We start from the raw sequence: 17,770 nt of genomic DNA, 5'->3' as shown, positions 1-17,770 counted from the left end.
CGGATGAGCACGGCCTACGAGGGTGCCGTCGCCGACCTGATCGCCGAGCTCGGGCAGCTGCCCGGCGTCGGCCCCAAGGGTGCCCAGCGCATCGCCTTCCACATCCTGTCGGCCGACACGGCCGAGGTGGCGCGCCTGGCCGAGGCCCTGATCCAGGTCAAGGCCAAGGTGCGGTTCTGCGTCACGTGCGGCAACGTCGCCGAGGCGGATCAGTGCAAGATCTGCCTCGACCCGCGGCGGAACGACACGCAGATCTGCGTGGTCGAGGAACCGCGCGACGTCGTCGCCATCGAGCGCACCCGCGAGTTCCGCGGCCGCTACCACGTGCTCGGTGGCTCCATCAACCCGATCAACGGTGTCGGACCGGACGACCTGCGCATCCGCGAGCTGATGACGCGCCTCGCCGACGGCGCCGTCACCGAGGTCATCATCGCCACCGACCCCAACGTCGAGGGCGAGGCCACGGCCTCCTACCTCTCGCGCCTGCTCGGCTCCATGGGCCTGGCCGTCACACGGCTCGCCTCCGGCCTCCCCGTCGGCGGCGACCTCGAGTACGCCGACGAGATCACGCTCGGTCGGGCGTTCGAGGGCCGGGTGCGTCTACATGCCTGAGTCGTTCGCACCGGGTGCCGGGGGAGCGCTCGACGACGACCTCCTCGCGATCACCGAGCGCACCGCCGTGCAGGCGCGGACCTTCCTCAACACGATCGGCGACATCTCCTCCGGTGCCGCGCCGCAGGCAGCGCTCCCGCTGCTGCTCCTGGCGCTGGCGGACCTCACCGCCTCCGGCGCGGTGCTCGGCGCGATCGTCGACGTCGTCCCCGCCGAGCGGTTCGAGCCGGACGCCGGTCCGGACGCCGACGTCGACCCCCTGCGCACCGCGCTGGCTCAGGTACTCGCCGGCATCGACGAGTACACCGACGTCGCCGACCCGGTGCTGACCAGCGAGACCGGTGTCGCCACGCTCTCGGACGACCTCGCCTCGATCGCGCAGGAGCTGACCCTGGGCCTCGCGCACCACGCAGCAGGGAACCTGTCCGAGGCGCTGTGGTGGTGGCAGTTCTCCTACCTCCAGATCTGGGGCGAGCGGGCGGCCTCGGCGCTCCGCGTCGTGCTCGTGCTCCTCGGCCACCTGCGCCTCGACGTCCCCGACGACGTCGCCGGGGAGGCGGAGTTCGACGCCCTCCACCGCGACTGAGGTCGGGGAGCCGGGTGCCTGAGGTGTCGTCGTGGTCCGCGCGCGTCGCCGCCGGGCTCGAGGACGTGCTCGCCCGGAACCGCAGCGAGCACGAGGGCTGGCTCGAGTGGTGCCGGATCGAGGCCGTGGGGCCCGACGCCGTCGAGATCGCCTACCGGATGCGTGGCGACACCCACGCTCGGGGGATCCGCATGGACGAGATGTCGGCCCAGGCCCGGGACCACGACGACCTCTTCCGCGACCGCACGCCGGAGGAGATCGCCTTCTACCTCGCGCACACCGGCGTGCTCGAACCGACGGCGCTGGGCGATTTCGGTTCGCCGGGCGAGGACGGTGTCGCGTGGATGGACGCGGACACGTGGATGAGGTCGGTCGCCGGCTGACCTCTCGTGACGGCCGTCGCCACGGTCGGCCGCTCGCCGAGGGAGGTCAGCAGGTCCGGCCGCTCCCCGATGTGTCGGCTGCGACACACCGGGCGTCGCGAGCCGATCCTCCGTGGGCGCAGCCGACGGACAGGGCCGGCGCCCTACGCGATGCGGGTACCCCGGGCGAGCTTCGCCGTCGGCACCGCCAGGCGGCGGGCCGTGAGAGCGACGGCGCCCGCCCCGATCGCGAGGTACGCGCCGAGGCTCCACGGCCAGTAGGGCGTCCCCGCGCCGGGGCCGGTCGCCTCGGCCGACTCGCCGTAGCACTGGTTGACCTCCGTCTCGGCCCCGGCCTGCGCGAACCGCACCCCGGCGCTGATCGCGCTCAGGGGGTCGCCGAACCGTCCCTCGTCGTCGGTCGGCGTGAAGTCCGCGACCATCACGAACGGGTTCAGCGCGAGCATCCAGGCCGTCCGCTCGGTGTGCACCACGGTCTGCTCCTGCTCGTACCAGGTGCACTCGTCGGAGTTCCCGCTCGAGTAGTCGTAGCCGTAGACGCGCACCGTCTCCTGGCCCGAGACGAAGAACGTCGACAGTCCGAACGCGATGAGCGTGCCCACCGAGAGCGCCGCCACCACCACGTAGGTCAGCACGGCCGATCCCGCGGGGCGGGTCACGAGGCTGGAGACCGCGAGGGCGATCGCGCAGACCACAGCAAGGATGACCGCCAGCATCAGCACTGCTCCGATCGCCGCCAGAACCCCGGTCCCACCGATGGCCAGCCCCCAGATCAGGAACGGGAGGGAGGCCGCGAGGAACGCGAGCGCCGCACCCCAGGAGGCCAGGAGCTTGCCGACGGCGATGTCCCAGGACGACAGCGTCGTCGCCTGCAGCACGGCGAGCGTCCCGGCGTTGCGGTCGCCGTTGATGCTCGTGGCCGAGAGCGTCGGAGAGACCAGCAGCCCCAGGAACAGCACGAACAGGAGGATCAGCCCGAAGACGGTACGACCGATCATGACGTCGACGTCCTCGCCGCCGTAGGTCGCGACGGTCTGATACATGACCGCGACGAGGCCGATGGTCACGAGCGCGACCATCCCGAACCACACCCCGAGCGCGACCTTCCAGCGGGTGGAGCGCAGGCGCTGGCGCGCCTCGAGCACCGCCACGGTGCGCACACCCCACCAGGTGAGGCCGCGCGGGACGCGGGTCGTGGTCGGCGCCGGGGTCGGCGAGGGCGACGGCGCGGGTGCGGCCGGCCATCCCGTGGGAGGCGAGAACTGCGTGGCGCCCGTGTCAGGTCCGGTCATCGTCGATCCGTCTCCATCGCGAGGTAGGTCTGCTCGAGCCGCCCGCCGGCGGGGGACATCCGCGAGATCGGCACGCCCGCCCTGACGGCGTCCCGCAGCAGCGCGGCGGCCTGCGACTCGTCGGGAAGCGAGACGACGAACGTCCCCGCCGACGGCGCCCCCGGCAGTACCGGCGCCTCGTCCGGATCCGCGGCGAGCGGGAGGTTCACCGACGACGCCCAGGACGTCAGCGCCGCGGCGTCGAGCGTCGTCAGGCGCCACCGCGCCATGGCAGGCGCGGGCGAGCCGACGACCGTCGCGCCCCGGTTGATGAACACGGCGTCGTCGACCATCTCGTCGAGCTCCACGAGCACGTGGGACGAGACCAGCACGGCGACGCCGGAGTCGGCCAGCGAGCGCACGAGGCGCCGCAGGTCGACCCGGGAGCGCGGGTCGAGCCCGGACGCCGGCTCGTCGAGCAGCAGCACCCCGGGCGCGTGGATCAGCGCTCGGGCCATGCCGAGCCGCTGCTTCTGCCCGCGTGAGAGGACGTGTGCCGGCGCCGTCGCGTACTCGGCGAGGTGCACGGTCTGCAGCAGCCCCAGCGCCCGCTCCCGGGCGACCTCGGCGGGCAGGCGGTACGCGGCCCCGAACGTGGTCAGCACCTCGGTGCAGGTGAGGGAGTCCCAGGTACCGAACGTGTCGGGCATCCACCCGACCCGACGGCGCGCGTCGGGTCCGTGCTCGGCGTACGTCATGCCGTGCACCCGGATCTCGCCCGCGTCGGGCGTCAGCAGTCCCGCGAGCATGAGCAGCAGCGTCGTCTTGCCCGACCCGTTCGGGCCGACCAGCGCCGTCACCGATCCCGGCGCCAGCGCGAGCGAGGCGTCGGCGACGGCGACCATCGGACCGAACGCGCGGCGCAGCGACGCGGCGTGGAGGGCCGGGGGCGCGCCGCCGCCGGGAGACGACGCGGTCGCGGGGACCTGACCGGGCGGGCTGCCCGGCGGCACGCTCGGCGGGGGTGGGATGGCCATGCCCGCACCCTAGGGCGGTTGCACGACGGCGTGGGGTTTCTCCACAGCGCGCGCGTACAGTGGGAGAACCATCGATCCAAGGAGGGTGCACCGTGCGTCCGCAACTCTGGCACCTGCTCGTGCTCCTCGCCGTCGTCCTGCTCGTCTTCGGCGCCGCGAAGCTCCCCGACATCGCCCGCAACCTGGGCAAGTCGGCCAAGATCCTCAAGGAGGAGGTCAAGGACCTCCGCACCGACGACGCTCCCGCGACCCCCGTCGCGCCGGCGCCGCAGCCGGGTGCCGCCCAGGCGCCCGCCTCGACCGCGACGACCTCGCCGTTCACGCCGGGCGGCGCGACACCACCCGGGGTGGCGAGTCCGACCGACGCCCCGACGGCGTCACCGTCCTCCGGGACCCCGGCGGACCAGGGTGAGTGGCCCCCCGGGGCCTCCGGCCAGCGCTGACGCGAGCCCCCGTGCCCGGAACACCGCCGGGCGTCCTGCCGTGGTGACCCTTCCGCGGCGGGGTGCGCCCCGCCGACCGAACCCGCGCTCGCGCCGCGGCAACCCCGAGGGCCGCATGGCCCTCGGGGATCACCTGCGTGAGCTGCGGAAGCGATTCGTCTGGGCCCTCGTCGGCATCGTCGTCGGTGCCGTCGCGGGCTGGTTCCTGTACGAGCCCGTCTTCACGCTCGTCGCGGAGGGGATCCGCGACGCCGAGGGCGGCGGTGTCCTGACCGACCTCAACTTCACCCAGGCCATGTCGGCCTTCGACCTCAAGGTCCGCGTCTCGTTCTTCCTGGGCGTGCTGTTCGCGAGCCCGTGGTGGATCTACCAGATCTGGGCGTTCATCTCCCCGGGCCTCACCCGCCGCGAGAAGCTGCGGAGCACCGCGTTCGTCGCGGCGGCCGTCCCGCTCTTCCTCGGTGGCGCCACCATCGCGTGGCTCGCGCTCCCCAACGCCCTCGGGCTCCTCACGGCCGCGACCCCCGACGGGGTCAGCAACCTCATCGACGCCGCGAACTACCTGACGTTCGTCATGCAGTTCATGCTGATCTTCGGCCTCGCCTTCCTGCTGCCGCTCCTCATGGTCGCCGTCACGGCCACCGGTCTGGTGCGCGGCTCGACCTGGCGCAAGGGCTGGCGGTGGGCGATCGTCGGCATCTTCACGTTCGCGGCGTTCGCGACGCCGTCGCCCGACGCCATCTCGATGATCGTCATGGCGCTGCCCATCTGCGGCCTCTACGCCATCGCCCTCCTCGTGTGTGCCCGCTTCGACGTCCGGCGAGACAGGCGCGAGGCGGCGCTCGACGCCGAGCTGGACGCCCGGGGAGGCGGCGGCGACGCTGGTCCCGCCGTTGCCTGAGGTCGACCTCCTCACCCTCGCGCTCCTCCTGCTGGCCGGTCTCGCGGCCGGGTGGGTCGACGCCGTCGTGGGCGGGGGCGGCCTGATCCAGCTGCCCGCCCTGCTCATCGCGTTCGGCCCCGGGGCCGCGCCCGTGCACGCGCTCGCCACGAACAAGCTCGCCTCGGTCATGGGCACCACCGTGAGCGCGACGACGTTCTACCGCCGCGTCCGCCCCGATCTCACGACGGCGATCCCGGCCGCGCTCGCGGCGCTCGCCGGGGCGTGCGGGGGCGCCGTCCTCGCCTCCCGGATCCCGCGGGAGGCGTTCACGCCGATCATCATCACGGTGCTGATCGGGGTGCTCGTTCTCGTCCTCGCCCGCCCGCAGCTGGGCGCCAGCACGCGACTGCGGTTCGACGGCGCCCGGCACCGTCTGATCGCCGCCGCGATCGGCCTGGTCATCGGCGCCTACGACGGGCTCCTCGGCCCCGGCACGGGCACGTTCCTCGTGCTCGCGCTGGTCGGCCTGCTGGGCTACGCGTTCCTGAACGCCTCGGCGCTGGCGAAGATCGTCAACCTCGCCACCAACGTCGGCGCGCTGATCTTCTTCGTCCCGAGCGGATCGGTCGTGTGGGAGGTCGGGCTGATCGTCGGCGTCGCGAACCTGGTGGGCGGCTACATCGGTGCGCGGATGGCGATCGCGCGCGGCAGCGGCTTCGTGCGCGTCGTGCTCGTCGTCGTCGTGACGGCCCTGGTGGCCAAGCTCGGCTGGGACGCGTTCGCCGGTCGGTAGACCCCGCGTCTCTCGTGGTGGGCAGCTCGGCGTCGCCCCGCGCCCCGCGCCCTAGACTCGACCCCGGCCCTCCTCCCCTCGACCGCCCGGATCACTCGTGTCGCTCATCGTCAGCAAGTTCGGTGGCTCCTCCGTCTCCGACGCCGCCAGCATCAGCCGCGTCGCCGACCGGATCGCGGGGATGCGAACGCAGGGGCACGACGTCGTCGTCGTGGTCTCCGCGATGGGTGACACCACGGACGAGCTCATCGACCTCGCCGAGCAGGTCTCCGCCGGCGGCGCCGCGCCGCAGCGCGAGATGGACATCCTGCTGACGGCGGGCGAGCGCATCTCGATGGCCCTCCTCGCGATCGCCATCCACTCCCGCGGCGTGAGCGCGCAGGCGTTCACCGGTCAGCAGGCCGGCGTCCTGACCGACTCCGCCTACGGCAACGCGCGCATCCTCGACGTCACCCCCGGGCGGCTCACGAGCTGCCTCGAGTCCGGTTCGGTCGCGATCGTCGCCGGGTTCCAGGGCGTGAACGAGGACGCGGGCGACGTCACGACGCTCGGTCGCGGCGGGTCAGACACCACCGCCGTCGCGCTCGCCGCAGCCCTGCGGGCGGACGTCTGCGAGATCTACACCGACGTCGACGGCGTGTTCACGGCCGACCCCCGCATCGTGCCCACCGCCCGCCGGCTGGCGCGCGTCACGAGCGAGGAGATGCTCGAGATGGCCGCGCACGGCGCCAAGATCCTGCACCTGCGGAGCGTGGAGTACGCGCGCCGCCACGGCGTCGAGATGCACGTGCGATCGTCGTTCTCGATGCTCGAGGGAACCCGGGTGGTCACCCCCACCGACGAGGAGGAACAGCTCATGGAAGCGCCCATCATCTCCGGCGTCGCGCACGACCGCAGCCAGGCGAAGATCACGGCCGTCGGGGTGCCGGACGTCCCGGGTGCCGCCGCGCGCCTGTTCGAGACGGTCGCCGGCGCGGGCGCGAACATCGACATGATCGTGCAGAACGTCTCGGTGCACGAGACCGGCCGCACCGACATCTCCTTCACGCTCCCCGCCACCGACACGGACGCCGTGCGCGCCGCGATCGAGGCGGTCGCCGAGGAGCTCGGTCACACCGAGCTCATCGTCAACGCCGGCATCGGCAAGCTCTCGCTCGTGGGCGCGGGCATGCGCTCGCACCCCGGCGTCTCGGCCAAGCTGTTCGGCGCGCTGCGCGACGCGGGCGTCAACATCGAGATGATCTCCACCTCGGAGATCCGCATCTCGGTGGTCACCTCCGCCGACGATCTCGACACGGCCGTGCGTGCCGTGCACACGGCGTTCGGGCTGGACGCGGCCGAGGTCGAGGCCGTCGTCTACGGCGGGACCGGCCGATGAGCGCGGGCGCGGAGGGCGCAGGGCTGTCGGCGGCGGAGCGCGCGGGGCTGACCGTCGCCGTCGTCGGCGCGACCGGGCAGGTCGGCGCCGTGATGCGGCGGCTGCTCGAGGAGCGCGACTTCCCCGTCGCCGCGATCCGGTTCTTCTCCTCGGCCCGCTCGGCGGGGACGACCCTGCCGTGGCGCGGCGGCGACGTCGTCGTCGAGGACGCGGCCGCCGCGAGCGTCGAGGACCTGCGCGGCATCGACATCGCGCTGTTCTCGGCCGGGGGCGCCACGTCGAAGGAGCTGGCGCCGCGGTTCGCGGAGGCCGGCGCCGTCGTCGTCGACAACTCCTCCGCGTGGCGGCGCGACCCTCAGGTGCCGCTCGTCGTCTCCGAGGTGAACCCGCACGCCGTCGCCGACCGCCCGCTCGGGATCGTCGCGAACCCGAACTGCACGACGATGGCGATCATGCCCGTGCTGAAGGTGCTCGACGCCGAGGCCGGGCTCGAGCGCCTCAAGGTCGCCACGTACCAGGCGGTCTCCGGCGGCGGGCTCAAGGGTGTGGCCGAGCTCGGGTCGCAGATCCGCGCGCTGACCGACGCCGGGGCACCCATCGAGGAGCTGACCCACTCGGGCTCTGCGGTCGACTTCCCTGCCCCCTCGCTCTACCCCGAGCCGATCGCGTTCAACGTGCTCCCGCTCGCCGGGTCGTTCGTCGACGACGGCAGCGGTGAGACCGACGAGGAGCAGAAGCTGCGTCACGAGTCCCGCAAGATCCTCGAGCTGCCCGACCTCCTGGTCGCGGGCACGTGCGTGCGCGTGCCGGTCTTCACCGGCCACTCGCTCGCGGTGCACGCCGAGTTCGGTTCGGCGATCACCCCGGAGCGGGCGCGCGAGATCCTCGAGCAGGCGCCGGGGGTGGTCGTCACCGAGGTGCCGACGCCGCTCGCCGCCGCGGGTGAGGACCCCACGTTCGTCGGCCGGATCCGCGCCGATCAGTCGGTCCCCGCGGGCCGCGGCCTGGTGCTGTTCGTCTCGAACGACAACCTGCGCAAGGGCGCCGCGCTCAACGCGGTGCAGATCGCCGAGGTGCTCGTGGGGGAGCTCACCCACTGACCCACCCCTGAGCCTCGGGGTGTGAGGGCGACGCCTCCGCCCGGGGGTGGAGGCGGGATCGGCCCGTCGGGCGATGTGCGGCGCGCCGCCGACCGCCAGGCTGGTGCCATGACGATCGTCAGCGGTGACCTCGACCCGACCGGCCTGGCCGGCCTCGCGCGCGGCTGGGGCATCGGCGACTGCGTGGTCGCGGTGGTGCACGACGGCGAGATCGCCACCGCCGGGGTCGGGGTCGACGCCGGCCAGCACGCCGAGCTCGGCTCGATCTCGAAGGCGATCACGGGACTGCTCTACGAGGACGCGCTGACCCGTGGCGAGGTCGATCGCTCGACCCCCTCGCCGCGGCGCTGCCGGCGCTGGCGGGGACGCCGGCGGCGGCCGTCACGCTGGACGCCCTCGCCACCCACAGCTCCGGTCTCCCGCGACTCGCCGCCGAGACGGCACCGCTGCGCCGCTCGTGGGACCTGGCGGTGCACGGCCGCAACCCGTACGGCGAGTCGCTGCACCAGTTCCTGCGCCAGGTCTCGATGACCCAGGTGGGCGCGCCGCGCCCCTCTACTCGAACGTCGGGTACGCGCTCCTGGGCCACGCCGTCGCGGCGAGCGCGGGGACGGACTACGCGACGCTTCTCGAGGAGCGTCTCGCCGCCCCGCTCGGGCTCGACTCGATGCACGTCGCCGGGGTGCGCGGCGACCTGCGCGCCGGGGCGATGGTCGGCACCACCAGGCGCGGGCGACGCCGCGAGGCCTGGGTGGGCGAGGGCATCGCGCCGGCGGGCGGCGTGCGGGCGACGGCGGCCGACGTCGCCCGCCTGGCCGCCGCGATCCTCGCGGGTGGGGTGCCGGGGCTCGCCGCGCTCGAACCGCGCACGACGCTGGAGCGGGACGGTCTGGGCCCGGCCTGGCTGACGTCGCAGGTCCCGACCCCGGGTGGTGCCTCGCGGACGATCACCTGGCACAACGGCGGCACCGGTGGCTTCCGCTCCTACCTGGGCCTGGACCGCGAGCGGGGACGCGCCGTCGTCGCCATCTCCCCGCGGGCGAGCGCGCCCGACCGCGCCGCGCGGGCGTGGCTCGCCGGCTGACCAGCGAGCCACCCCTGCCTCAGGCGGCCGCGCCCTCCGCCTGCCACGCCAGCAGCGCCGCCGGGTGGTCGGTGATGATCCCGTCGACCGCGTGCTCGGTCGCCGCCGCCCAGTGCGCCGCCTCGTTCAGCGTCCACGGCATCACGCGCAGGCCGCGCTCGTGCGCCCGCCCGACGAGGCCGGGATCCGCCGCCAGCAGCGTGCCGAGCGGGTTCAGCACCGCCGCCCCCAGGTCGAGCGCCGTCAGGAGGCCGGAGCGCGGTTCGCTCGCCACGAGCAGCCCGCGCGGCAGGTGCGGCGCGACGTCGCGCACCGCCGCCACCGTGTCCGGCCAGAAGCTCTGCACCACCACGCGACCGGCCATCCCGGCGTCCTCGATCGCGGCGAGCATCGGCGCGACCTCGGCGGTGCAGAACGACCCCTTCACCTCCACGAGGAGGTCGGTGCCCGGGTGCGCGCGGACGACGTCGAGCACGTCCTCCCACGCCGGCACCCGGGTCCCGGCCCACTCGGGCGCGAAGGAGGAGCCGGCGTCGAGCGCGTGCAGCTGGGCGAGCGTGAGGTCGGCGACGGCGCCCGAGCCGTCGGTGAGCGCGTCCACGGTGTCGTCGTGGAAGACGGCCACCCCGCGGTCGCGCGTCAGCTGGAGGTCCAGCTCGATGGCGTCGGCGCCCGCGCGGCACGCGAGCTCGAACGCGGGCAGCGTGTTCTGGGGCGCGTGGGCCGACGCGCCCCGGTGGGCGACCACGAGGGGTCGCCCACCGGGGGCGGGAGTCAGGAGCCTGGTCACAGGTACGGCTCGACGTTCTCGCGGTAGGCGGTCTCGAGCTGCGGGGCGACGGCGTCGAACGCGTCCTTCGCGCTCGTGTTCTCCAGCGCGATGCGCTCCAGCGCCTCGTTCAGCAGCGCGTCGGCACCCGGGACGAACACGCGGATGTAGTCCTGCGGCCGCGCGCGGTCGGCCAGCTGGTCCACGGCCGTGCGGAACTGCGGCAGCTCGGCGTAGATCGCCTGCATCTCCTCGCTCTCGACGGCGGAGGTGCGCACCGGCATGTATCCGGTGCTCTGGGAGAAGAACGAGGTGTTCTCGGTGTTGGTGAGGAACTCCAGGAACATCGCGGCGGCGAGCTGCTGCTCGGGGCTGCGCGAGGACGGGATCGCGAGGCCGGTGCCACCGGTGGGGGTGCCGCCGCCGTCGGGACCGTCGGGCAGGTAGGCGGTGCCGACCTCGAACGTCGCCGCCTCGAGCGCGCCGGCGAGGTCGCCGGTGGAGCCGATGGTCGAGGCGATCTGGCCCGAGGCGAAGTCGGCCATCGCGTCGGTGGAGATCGAGGCCATCCCCGTGTCGTGGACCATCGCGCGCAGCTGCTCGCCGGCCGCCAGCGCCTCGGGGGTGTCGAGCGTGACGTCGAAGGAGTCGGAGTAGGCGCCGCCGTGGCCCCAGATCATGTTCTCGAACCACCACGCGCTCCACGACGGGCCGGTGGAGATGCCGAAGGTCGTGCCACCCGCCGGCACCTGGGGGCGCAGCGACGCGTCCCAGGCCGCGAGCTCGTCCCAGGTCGCGGGCCCGCGGTCCTCGAGGCCGGCCGCGGCCCAGGCGTCCTTGTTGTAGTAGAACAGCGGCGTCGAGCGCGCGTACGGCGCAGCCCAGTGCTCGCCGTCGTACTCGTAGTCGCCCCACAGGCCCGGCTGGTAGTCGTCCGTGTCCGCGTCGAGGTGGTCCATGACGCCGTCCAGCGGGAGGATCTGGTCGTTGAGGTGGTACCGGAACCACCACACGTCCGAGGCGATCACGAGGTCGGGCATCTCGTTCGCGGCCGAGGCGGCCTGGAAGCGCTGCGCCACCTCGTCGTAGTTGGCTCCCGCGGTGACGAGGTTGACGGTGATGTCGGGGTTCTCGGCCTCGAACCGCTCGATCAGCTCCTCCTCCACCGCCTTGGACTGGCCCGGGTGGTTGCTCCACCACGTGATCTCGGAGGCGGGCTCGACCTGCGACCAGTCGGTCTCGTCGGCCTCCGCGGCCGCGGCCCCGGGGGCCTGCGTGCTCGGGCCGGAGCAGGCGGCGACGGCGAGCGTCGCGCCCGTGAGGGCGGTCGCGAGGGCGGTGGTGCGGCGGGCACGGGGGTGCGGGGCGTGCGTGTCATGCGGGTCTCCTGGGTTCGGGAGGCGGGGAGCGTTGGAAAGGGAGGTGAGGGGGAGGGGCAGGGCCTGGTCAGCCGGTCACGGCGCCGGCCACCAGCCCCTGGACGAGGCGGCGCTGCAGCACGAGGAAGACGATCAGGACCGGCAGCGTCACGAGCACGGCGCCGGCGAGCAGCACGCCCCAGTTGCTGAGGCCCTCGATGTTCTGCAGCCACGTCAGCCCGACGGGCAGCGTGAGCATCTCGGCGCGTTCGACGACCAGCAGGGGCCAGAGGTAGTCGTTCCACTCGGCGACGACGCTGACGAGCGTGACCGCGGCGATCGTCGGCCACGAGAGCGGCACCACGAAGAGCCACAGGCGGCGCCAGTGCCCGGCGCCGTCGAGGTGCGCGGCCTCGAGGATCGCCGTCGGGAGCGTGAGGAAGTGCTGGCGGAACAGGAAGGTGCCGAACGCGCTGGCCAGGCCGGGCACGAGGATGCCCTGGTAGGTGTCGAGCCAGCCGAGCTCGGCCACGAGCGTGAAGTTCGGGATGATCGTGATCTGGCTCGGGATCATGAGAGTGCCGACCACGAGGTAGAAGAAGAACCGGCGCAGCGGGATGTCGAGGAACACCAGCGCGTAGGCGCACGCGAGGCCGAGGGCGACCTTGAGGCCCGCGCCCAGCACCGTCAGCAGCGTGCTGTTGAGGAACATCCGGCCCAGCGGAACGGTGTCACCGGCGGCGACGTAGTTGTCCGGTGTCAGCGTGCTCGGGAGCCACTGCAGCGGGACGGCGTACGTCTCCGCCGGGGTCTTGAGGCTCGCCAGCAGGAGCCACACGAGCGGGGCGCCGACGAGGAGGGCGACGGCGGCCAGGCCGACGTAGCCGAGGACGGGCGGGCGGCGTCGTTCGCGCGCCGGGCGAGGGTGAGGACGCGGGGGTGCGGTGAGGGTCGTGGTGGTCACGAGTAGTGGACCTTCCGCTCGAGGAAGCGCATCTGCAGCGCGGTCATCGCCACCAGCAGGACGAACAGGACGGTCGCGACGGCGGAGGCGTAGCCCGCGCGCTGCGTCACGAACCCCTCGACGTAGACCTGGTACATGAGCGTCGTGGTGCTCGAGAGCGGGCCGCCCTGCGTCATCGCCTGGATGACGTCGAAGGCCTGGAGCGAGCTCATCAGCAGCGTCAGCAGGAGGAAGAAGCTCGTCGGGGTGAGCAGCGGCAGGACGATCGAGCGCAGCGTGCGGACCGGGCCCGCGCCGTCGAGCGCCGCGGCGTCGGTGAGGTCGCGAGGCACCGCCTGCAGCCCTGCCAGGTAGATGAGCGCGACGTAGCCGAGGTTCTTCCACAGGTAGACGACGATGATCATCACCAGCGGCCAGGGCCGGTCGTTGTACCAGTGCGGCCCGTCGAGACCGATGCCGCGCAGCAGCGCGTTCATCGCGCCGTAGCGCGGGTCGAAGATGAACAGCCACAGCACGCCGACGGCGAAGCCCGAGAGCACGTACGGCGCGAAGGCCACCGTGCGTACGAGGGCGGTGCCGCGCAGCCCCCGGTTCAGCAGGAGCGCCGTCGCGAGCCCGAGGACCATCGCGCCGCCCACGGTGGCGACACCGAAGACCAGCGTGGTGGTCAGCACGCGCGGTGTGCTCGGGGCGGTGAACCACTCGACGTAGTTGCCGAGCCCGATGGGGCGGGCGACCGGGGAGCCGAGGTTCCACTGCAGTGTCGAGAGGTAGAGGCTCTGGACCAGCGGGCGGTAGGTGAACACCAGCAGGAGCGCGATGTTCGGGCCCGCCAGGAGGGCGAACCCCCCAGGGCGTGCAGGCGGCGGCGTCGGCCCCGGTTCATGCCGGCCGGGGGTGGTGCGGCGGTGGTGGGGGCGGGCTGCCCGGCGCCGGGGGGCGCGGTCGGCGTGGACGGCGCGAGCGCAGTGCCGACCGCGGGGGGAGCGGTGGTCATCGAGGTGAGGTCCTGATCGTCGAGCGTGCCGACGGCGCGTGGTGCGCCGTCCGGGCCGCTCTCACGCTAGGAGTGCCTCAGGGCCTGTTTGATGCGTTTCGGACAGTGTTCGGCGCCGGTCCGCGCACTGTTCATCGTGGCGTCACGGCACGACGGCGGGGTGTCGTGCCGGTGAACGCCGCGGCGTCGCTCCTGGTCGGGGTGCGTGTCAGTCGAGCGCGGCGACGGCGGTACCCAGCGCCGCGGCCAGCTCGAGCAGCAGCGGTCGCGGCAGACCGAGGTTGACCCGGATCTGGCCTGGGGCACCGCACAGGGCTCCGTCGGTCACGGCGACGCCGCCCTCGCGCAGGAGGAACGCCGCGAGGTCGGTGGGGAGCTCGGACCCGCCGCGGGTGCGGACGCGGCGGAGGTCGACGAGCTGGAGGTACGTGCCCTCGACGTGGGTCGGGACGGCGTCGGGAAGCGCCCGTGCGAGCGCCGCGACGAACGCGTCGCGGTTGCCGGCCAGGTAGGTGCGGGCGCCGGTGAGCCAGGGGCCGCCGTCGTCGTAGGCCGCGATGCCGGCGACCAGGCCGAGCGTGGCGGGCTCGTACCCCGTCAGCGTCGCGGGCGCGCGGAGCACGGCGCGCAGGCGGTCGCCGGTGGCGATGATCTGGGCGCACTTCAGACCGGCGAGGTTCCAGGCCTTGGAGGCGGAGACCGAGGTGATGGTGTGGTTCGCCGTCGCCTCGCTGAGGCTGGCGTACGGGACGTGGGGGACGTCGTCGAGCACGACGGGCGCGTGGATCTCGTCGGAGAAGACCGTCGCGCCGTGCCGCTCGACGACCTCGGCGATCGCGGTCAGCTCCGCGCGCGTCAGCACACGACCGACCGGGTTCCACGGGTTGCACAGCACGAGGAGCGCGGGGCCGTCGATGCTCGCGAGCGTCGCGTCGAGCGCCTCGAGGTCGTGCTCCCAGCGTCCGCTCGGGTCCTGCCGCGCCGCGACGGTGCGCAGGCGGTGGCCGACGAGCTCGGGGCGCGTGAGGAACGGCATGTAGGCGGGGGTCGTGACGACGGCGGTCGTCCCCGGGCCCGTGACGTGGTCGAGCGTCACCCGAAGGGCGGTCAGGACGTCGGGCACGAGGCGGACGTCCTCGGGGTCGAGACGCCACCCGGCCGTCCGGCCGTACCAGTCGGCGCAGGCGCGCGCGGTCTCGCGCACGAGCCCGGTCGGCAGGTAGCCGAACAGCTGCTGGTCGACGGCGGTGCGCAGCGCGTCCGTCACGACGCCGGCGACCGGGAGGTCGAGCTCGGCGACCCAGGCGCCGATCGCCTCCGGGTAGGCGGTCCACTTCAGCGACCCGCGGGCGAGCAGGTCCTCGCGCGTGAGGGTGTCGACGGCGGCGGCGTCGAACGCGGGGGTGGCGGTTAGATCTGACCTGGAGGTGCGGCTCACGACCCCACCCTAGGCGGGACCTCCTCGCGGACCGGGGCCGTGCCGCCCTCCGTCTCACGGGCCGCGACGAGTGCGCGGCGCCCGGCCGGGAGCATCAGGGCCAGCCCGGTGGCGGCGAGGCTCGCGACGCCGGCGAGCACCAGCACGGTCTGGACCGACACGACGTTCGCGAGGGGACCGAAGACCACCATTCCCAGGGGCATCGACACGGCCATCACGATGCCGACGAAGCCGAACACCCGGCCCTGGCGCTCCGGCGGCACGGTCTCCTGCAGCGCGGTCATCGACGGCGTCGTGAACGCCGGAACGGTCGCCCCCACGAGGAACATGAACAGGAAGAAGATCCAGATCGTGGGCGAGAGCCCGAGAGCGATCGACAGCGCGCCGAAGGCGACCGAGGACGCGACGATGAGCGTCAGCCGCGGCACCTTCTCGCCCCACGTCGCCACTGCGCCGCCCGCCGCCATCATCCCGACCGAGAAGGCGATCTCGAGCGCCATCAGCTTCCACGGCTCCTCACCGAACGAGCGCGCCACCATCAGCGGGGTGAGGAAGGACGGCGCCGCGGCGAGCACCATCACGATCGCCCACAGCCCCAGCAGCCACCGCACGAAGCGGTGGCCCATCACGTAGCGCACGCCCTCGGTGAGGTCGGCGAAGTAGCCGGCGCCTTCCTCGCCGTCGCCCGTGCGCACCACGCGCCCGACCGGGACGAGCGCGAGGAGACCGATGCCCACGACCGCCGTCGCGACGTCGACGAAGAAGATCGTCTCAATCGGGAAGCTGGCGTAGAGCGCGGCCGCCACGGCGGGCGCGAGCAGCATCATGCCGGCCTGGATCGTCTGGTTGATGCCGTTGATGCGCAGCAGCTTCGCCGTCGGCACGATCTGAGGCAGCAGCGCGGCCACCGCGGGCGTCTGGATCCCCGCGCCCGTGGAGCGGACGGCCAGCGCGGCGTAGATGAGCCACAGGTCGTTCGTGCCCTGCAGCATGAGGATGGCGAGCGTCAGGGTCGCGACGGCGATCGCCGCGTCGGCCCCCATGATCAGCCACTTGCGGTGGTGCCGATCGGCCCAGACGCCGCCGAAGATCGACACGATCGCCTGCGGGAGGAACCCGAACACGGTCGACAGTGCCATCACCGTGCCGTCCTTCGTGGTCAGCGTGAGGTACCACATGACCGCGTACTGCACGAGCATCGAGCCGAACAGCGACACCGTCTGCCCGCTGAGGAACAGTGCGGTGTGACGCCGCCAGCCCGGCTTCTCGACGTCGGGATCGACGGGATCGACGGCGTCGACCTCGTCCCGCGCCACCTCGTCCTGCGCCCCGCCACCCCGGATGTCGCTCATGTGCTCCATGGTGGGGCAGACCACCGACATCGGCAGAAGTCATCGGTGCGAGGCAGGCCACCGTCATGCGGACGCCGTCACGCACCCGCGCACCCACGGGCGAGACTGGCCGCATGCGCCGCAGCTCGAGCAGGATCCTCACGTCCCACGCCGGTTCCCTCCCCCGCACCGACGCCCTGGTCGCGGCGAACGCCGCCCGCGCCGCGGGCGAGGAGGTCGAGGGCTGGGAGGAGCTCCTGGCCACCGAGGTGCGGGACCTGGTCGCGCGCCAGCGCGAGGTCGGCGTCGACCTCGTGGGCGACGGCGAGTACGGAAAGGCGATGACGTCGCCGATGGACTTCGGGTCCTGGTGGTCCTACATCTTCCAGCGCACGGAGGGCCTCTCGCTCGACGAGGGCGGCGCGTGGGTCACCGACCGTCACCTCTCGACCCCGGGCGACACCCGGCTGACGGGCTTCGGCTCACGCCGCGACCAGCAGGCGTTCCGCGAGGCGTACTCGAGCCCGACGTCGGGCATCTTCGTGGGCGAGCCACCCGTGTTCCCCAAGGTCACCGGTCCGCTGCGGTACACCGGCCACGCGGCGCTCGCGGCCGACATCGCGAACCTCCGGGCCGCTGCCGATGCGGTCGGGACGCAGGACGCCTTCATCACGTCGCTCGCCCCCGGCTCGGCGTCCCGCATCGCGAACGAGCACTACGGCGACGACGTCGCGCTGCTGGAGGCGTGGGCGGACGTGATGCGCGAGGAGTACGTCGCCGTCATCGAGGCCGGCCTGATCCTGCAGATCGACGACCCCTCGATCGCGGAGAACTACGACCAGATCGAGCCGGAGCCCGCGATCGAGGACTACCTCGCCTTCACGAGGTTGCGCGTCGAGGCCCTCAACCACGCGCTGCGCGGACTGCCGTCCGACCGCATCCGCTACCACCTGTGCTGGGGCTCGTGGCACGGCCCCCACACCACCGACCTCGCGCTGCGCGACATCGTCGGGACGGTGCTGACGATCGACGCCGACGCGATCACGTACGAGGCCGCGAACGTCCGGCACGAGCACGAGTACCGCGTGTGGGACGAGGTCGCGCTGCCCGACGGCAAGATGCTCCTGCCCGGCGTCGTCTCGCACGCGACCAACGTCGTCGAGCACCCCGAGCTCGTCGCGGAGCGGATCGTGCGCATCGCGCAGCGGGTGGGGACGGAGAACGTCGTCGCCTCCACCGACTGCGGGCTCGGCGGCCGCGTGCACAGCCAGATCGCGTGGGCCAAGCTCCGCAGCCTCACCGAGGGCGCGGCCCTGGCGAGCGAGGCGCTCCGGCGCTGAGGG

At 73.2% G+C, this 17,770-nt stretch carries 19 protein-coding genes; 11 read left to right on the top strand and 8 right to left on the bottom strand.

Features of this window, described 5'->3' with window-relative positions; genetic code table 11:
• Window positions 1–3: 3 nt before the first annotated feature.
• Genes recR through QQK22_RS12720 form a run of 3 tightly spaced genes read left to right on the top strand, consistent with a single transcriptional unit; the run spans window position 4 to window position 1,581 of the window.
• Complete coding sequence (recR, locus tag QQK22_RS12730) at window positions 4–612, top strand: recombination mediator RecR (RefSeq protein ID WP_284251297.1); 609 nt, start codon at window positions 4–6, stop codon at window positions 610–612.
• A complete protein-coding gene (locus QQK22_RS12725; RefSeq protein WP_284251296.1) occupies window positions 605–1,198 on the top strand; it encodes a DUF5063 domain-containing protein in 594 nt (197 codons plus the stop codon). The genes recR and QQK22_RS12725 overlap by 8 nt, the downstream gene beginning before the upstream one ends.
• A gap of 14 nt (window positions 1,199–1,212) precedes the next feature.
• Window positions 1,213–1,581 (top strand): hypothetical protein, encoded by a 369-nt coding sequence (locus tag QQK22_RS12720; RefSeq protein WP_284251295.1) that lies wholly within the window; start codon window positions 1,213–1,215, stop codon window positions 1,579–1,581.
• 143 nt (window positions 1,582–1,724) lie between these two features.
• On the opposite strand, the gene QQK22_RS12715 is transcribed toward QQK22_RS12720, so the two are convergent.
• Both QQK22_RS12715 and QQK22_RS12710 read right to left on the bottom strand, forming a co-directional pair.
• On the bottom strand, window positions 1,725–2,873 hold the full coding sequence (locus QQK22_RS12715; protein ID WP_284251294.1) for an ABC transporter permease: 1,149 nt from the start codon (window positions 2,871–2,873) through the stop codon (window positions 1,725–1,727).
• Window positions 2,870–3,889, bottom strand: a complete 1,020-nt coding sequence (locus QQK22_RS12710) for an ABC transporter ATP-binding protein (protein ID WP_284251293.1) — start codon at window positions 3,887–3,889, stop codon at window positions 2,870–2,872. Before QQK22_RS12710 ends, QQK22_RS12715 begins: the two co-directional genes overlap by 4 nt.
• Before the next feature lie 92 nt (window positions 3,890–3,981).
• Here QQK22_RS12710 and tatA point away from each other — a divergent pair, with 92 nt between their 5' ends.
• The 7 genes from tatA to QQK22_RS12675 all read left to right on the top strand — a co-directional run bounded on the left by tatA (window position 3,982) and on the right by QQK22_RS12675 (window position 9,570).
• A complete protein-coding gene (tatA, locus tag QQK22_RS18880) occupies window positions 3,982–4,332 on the top strand; it encodes a twin-arginine translocase TatA/TatE family subunit (RefSeq protein WP_348525581.1) in 351 nt (116 codons plus the stop codon).
• A gap of 115 nt (window positions 4,333–4,447) precedes the next feature.
• Window positions 4,448–5,233 (top strand): twin-arginine translocase subunit TatC, encoded by a 786-nt coding sequence (tatC, locus tag QQK22_RS12700; protein WP_284251292.1) that lies wholly within the window; start codon window positions 4,448–4,450, stop codon window positions 5,231–5,233.
• Window positions 5,226–6,008 carry a TSUP family transporter gene (locus QQK22_RS12695; protein WP_284251291.1) on the top strand — a complete coding sequence of 261 codons (783 nt, stop codon included), beginning with the start codon at window positions 5,226–5,228 and terminating at the stop codon, window positions 6,006–6,008. The genes tatC and QQK22_RS12695 overlap by 8 nt, the downstream gene beginning before the upstream one ends.
• 97 nt (window positions 6,009–6,105) lie before the next feature.
• Window positions 6,106–7,386, top strand: coding sequence for an aspartate kinase (locus QQK22_RS12690; protein ID WP_284251290.1), 1,281 nt, complete (start codon window positions 6,106–6,108; stop codon window positions 7,384–7,386).
• Window positions 7,383–8,486 carry an aspartate-semialdehyde dehydrogenase gene (locus QQK22_RS12685; RefSeq protein ID WP_284251289.1) on the top strand — a complete coding sequence of 368 codons (1,104 nt, stop codon included), beginning with the start codon at window positions 7,383–7,385 and terminating at the stop codon, window positions 8,484–8,486. Before QQK22_RS12690 ends, QQK22_RS12685 begins: the two co-directional genes overlap by 4 nt.
• A 108-nt stretch (window positions 8,487–8,594) precedes the next feature.
• Complete coding sequence (locus QQK22_RS12680; protein ID WP_284251288.1) at window positions 8,595–9,017, top strand: hypothetical protein; 423 nt, start codon at window positions 8,595–8,597, stop codon at window positions 9,015–9,017.
• Entirely contained in the window at window positions 8,944–9,570 is a 627-nt protein-coding gene (locus QQK22_RS12675; RefSeq protein WP_284251287.1) for a serine hydrolase, read from the top strand. The genes QQK22_RS12680 and QQK22_RS12675 overlap by 74 nt, the downstream gene beginning before the upstream one ends.
• A gap of 19 nt (window positions 9,571–9,589) precedes the next feature.
• On the opposite strand, the gene QQK22_RS12670 is transcribed toward QQK22_RS12675, so the two are convergent.
• From QQK22_RS12670 to QQK22_RS12645, 6 genes are all read right to left on the bottom strand, one after another.
• A complete protein-coding gene (locus tag QQK22_RS12670; RefSeq protein ID WP_284251286.1) occupies window positions 9,590–10,360 on the bottom strand; it encodes a glycerophosphodiester phosphodiesterase in 771 nt (256 codons plus the stop codon).
• Complete coding sequence (locus tag QQK22_RS12665; RefSeq protein ID WP_284251285.1) at window positions 10,357–11,505, bottom strand: ABC transporter substrate-binding protein; 1,149 nt, start codon at window positions 11,503–11,505, stop codon at window positions 10,357–10,359. The genes QQK22_RS12670 and QQK22_RS12665 overlap by 4 nt, the downstream gene beginning before the upstream one ends.
• Before the next feature lie 280 nt (window positions 11,506–11,785).
• The gene (locus QQK22_RS12660) at window positions 11,786–12,661 is read right to left on the bottom strand and encodes a carbohydrate ABC transporter permease (protein WP_284251284.1); all 876 of its coding nucleotides are present in this window, start codon (window positions 12,659–12,661) and stop codon (window positions 11,786–11,788) included.
• A complete protein-coding gene (locus QQK22_RS12655; protein ID WP_284251283.1) occupies window positions 12,658–13,467 on the bottom strand; it encodes a carbohydrate ABC transporter permease in 810 nt (269 codons plus the stop codon). Before QQK22_RS12655 ends, QQK22_RS12660 begins: the two co-directional genes overlap by 4 nt.
• Window positions 13,468–13,866: 399 nt before the next feature.
• Window positions 13,867–15,096, bottom strand: coding sequence for a MalY/PatB family protein (locus QQK22_RS12650; protein ID WP_284251282.1), 1,230 nt, complete (start codon window positions 15,094–15,096; stop codon window positions 13,867–13,869).
• The gene (locus tag QQK22_RS12645) at window positions 15,093–16,448 is read right to left on the bottom strand and encodes an MFS transporter (RefSeq protein WP_284251281.1); all 1,356 of its coding nucleotides are present in this window, start codon (window positions 16,446–16,448) and stop codon (window positions 15,093–15,095) included. The genes QQK22_RS12650 and QQK22_RS12645 overlap by 4 nt, the downstream gene beginning before the upstream one ends.
• 113 nt (window positions 16,449–16,561) lie before the next feature.
• On the opposite strand from QQK22_RS12645, the gene QQK22_RS12640 reads away from it, so the two are divergent.
• Window positions 16,562–17,767 carry a cobalamin-independent methionine synthase II family protein gene (locus QQK22_RS12640; protein ID WP_284251280.1) on the top strand — a complete coding sequence of 402 codons (1,206 nt, stop codon included), beginning with the start codon at window positions 16,562–16,564 and terminating at the stop codon, window positions 17,765–17,767.
• The last annotated feature ends 3 nt before the right edge of the window (window positions 17,768–17,770 follow it).

The sequence above is a fragment of the Litorihabitans aurantiacus genome (genome assembly GCF_030161595.1).
Classification (GTDB): Bacteria; Actinomycetota; Actinomycetes; order Actinomycetales; family Beutenbergiaceae; genus Litorihabitans; species Litorihabitans aurantiacus.
The sequence above is the reverse complement of the archived record's forward strand: the minus strand, read 5'-3'. Positions and strand labels throughout refer to the sequence as shown.

Bases quoted from the DNA above. Each gene is read 5' to 3' on its own strand.
- recR (WP_284251297.1), top strand. From the start codon at position 4: ATGAGCACGGCCTACGAGGGTGCCGTCGCCGACCTGATCGCCGAGCTC.
- QQK22_RS12685 (WP_284251289.1), top strand. From the start codon at position 7,383: ATGAGCGCGGGCGCGGAGGGCGCAGGGCTGTCGGCGGCGGAGCGCGCG.
- QQK22_RS12710 (WP_284251293.1), bottom strand. From the start codon at position 3,889: ATGGCCATCCCACCCCCGCCGAGCGTGCCGCCGGGCAGCCCGCCCGGT.
- QQK22_RS12680 (WP_284251288.1), top strand. From the start codon at position 8,595: ATGACGATCGTCAGCGGTGACCTCGACCCGACCGGCCTGGCCGGCCTC.
- QQK22_RS12715 (WP_284251294.1), bottom strand. From the start codon at position 2,873: ATGACCGGACCTGACACGGGCGCCACGCAGTTCTCGCCTCCCACGGGA.
- QQK22_RS12645 (WP_284251281.1), bottom strand. From the start codon at position 16,448: ATGAGCGACATCCGGGGTGGCGGGGCGCAGGACGAGGTGGCGCGGGAC.
- QQK22_RS12640 (WP_284251280.1), top strand. From the start codon at position 16,562: ATGCGCCGCAGCTCGAGCAGGATCCTCACGTCCCACGCCGGTTCCCTC.
- QQK22_RS12725 (WP_284251296.1), top strand. From the start codon at position 605: ATGCCTGAGTCGTTCGCACCGGGTGCCGGGGGAGCGCTCGACGACGAC.
- tatC (WP_284251292.1), top strand. From the start codon at position 4,448: ATGGCCCTCGGGGATCACCTGCGTGAGCTGCGGAAGCGATTCGTCTGG.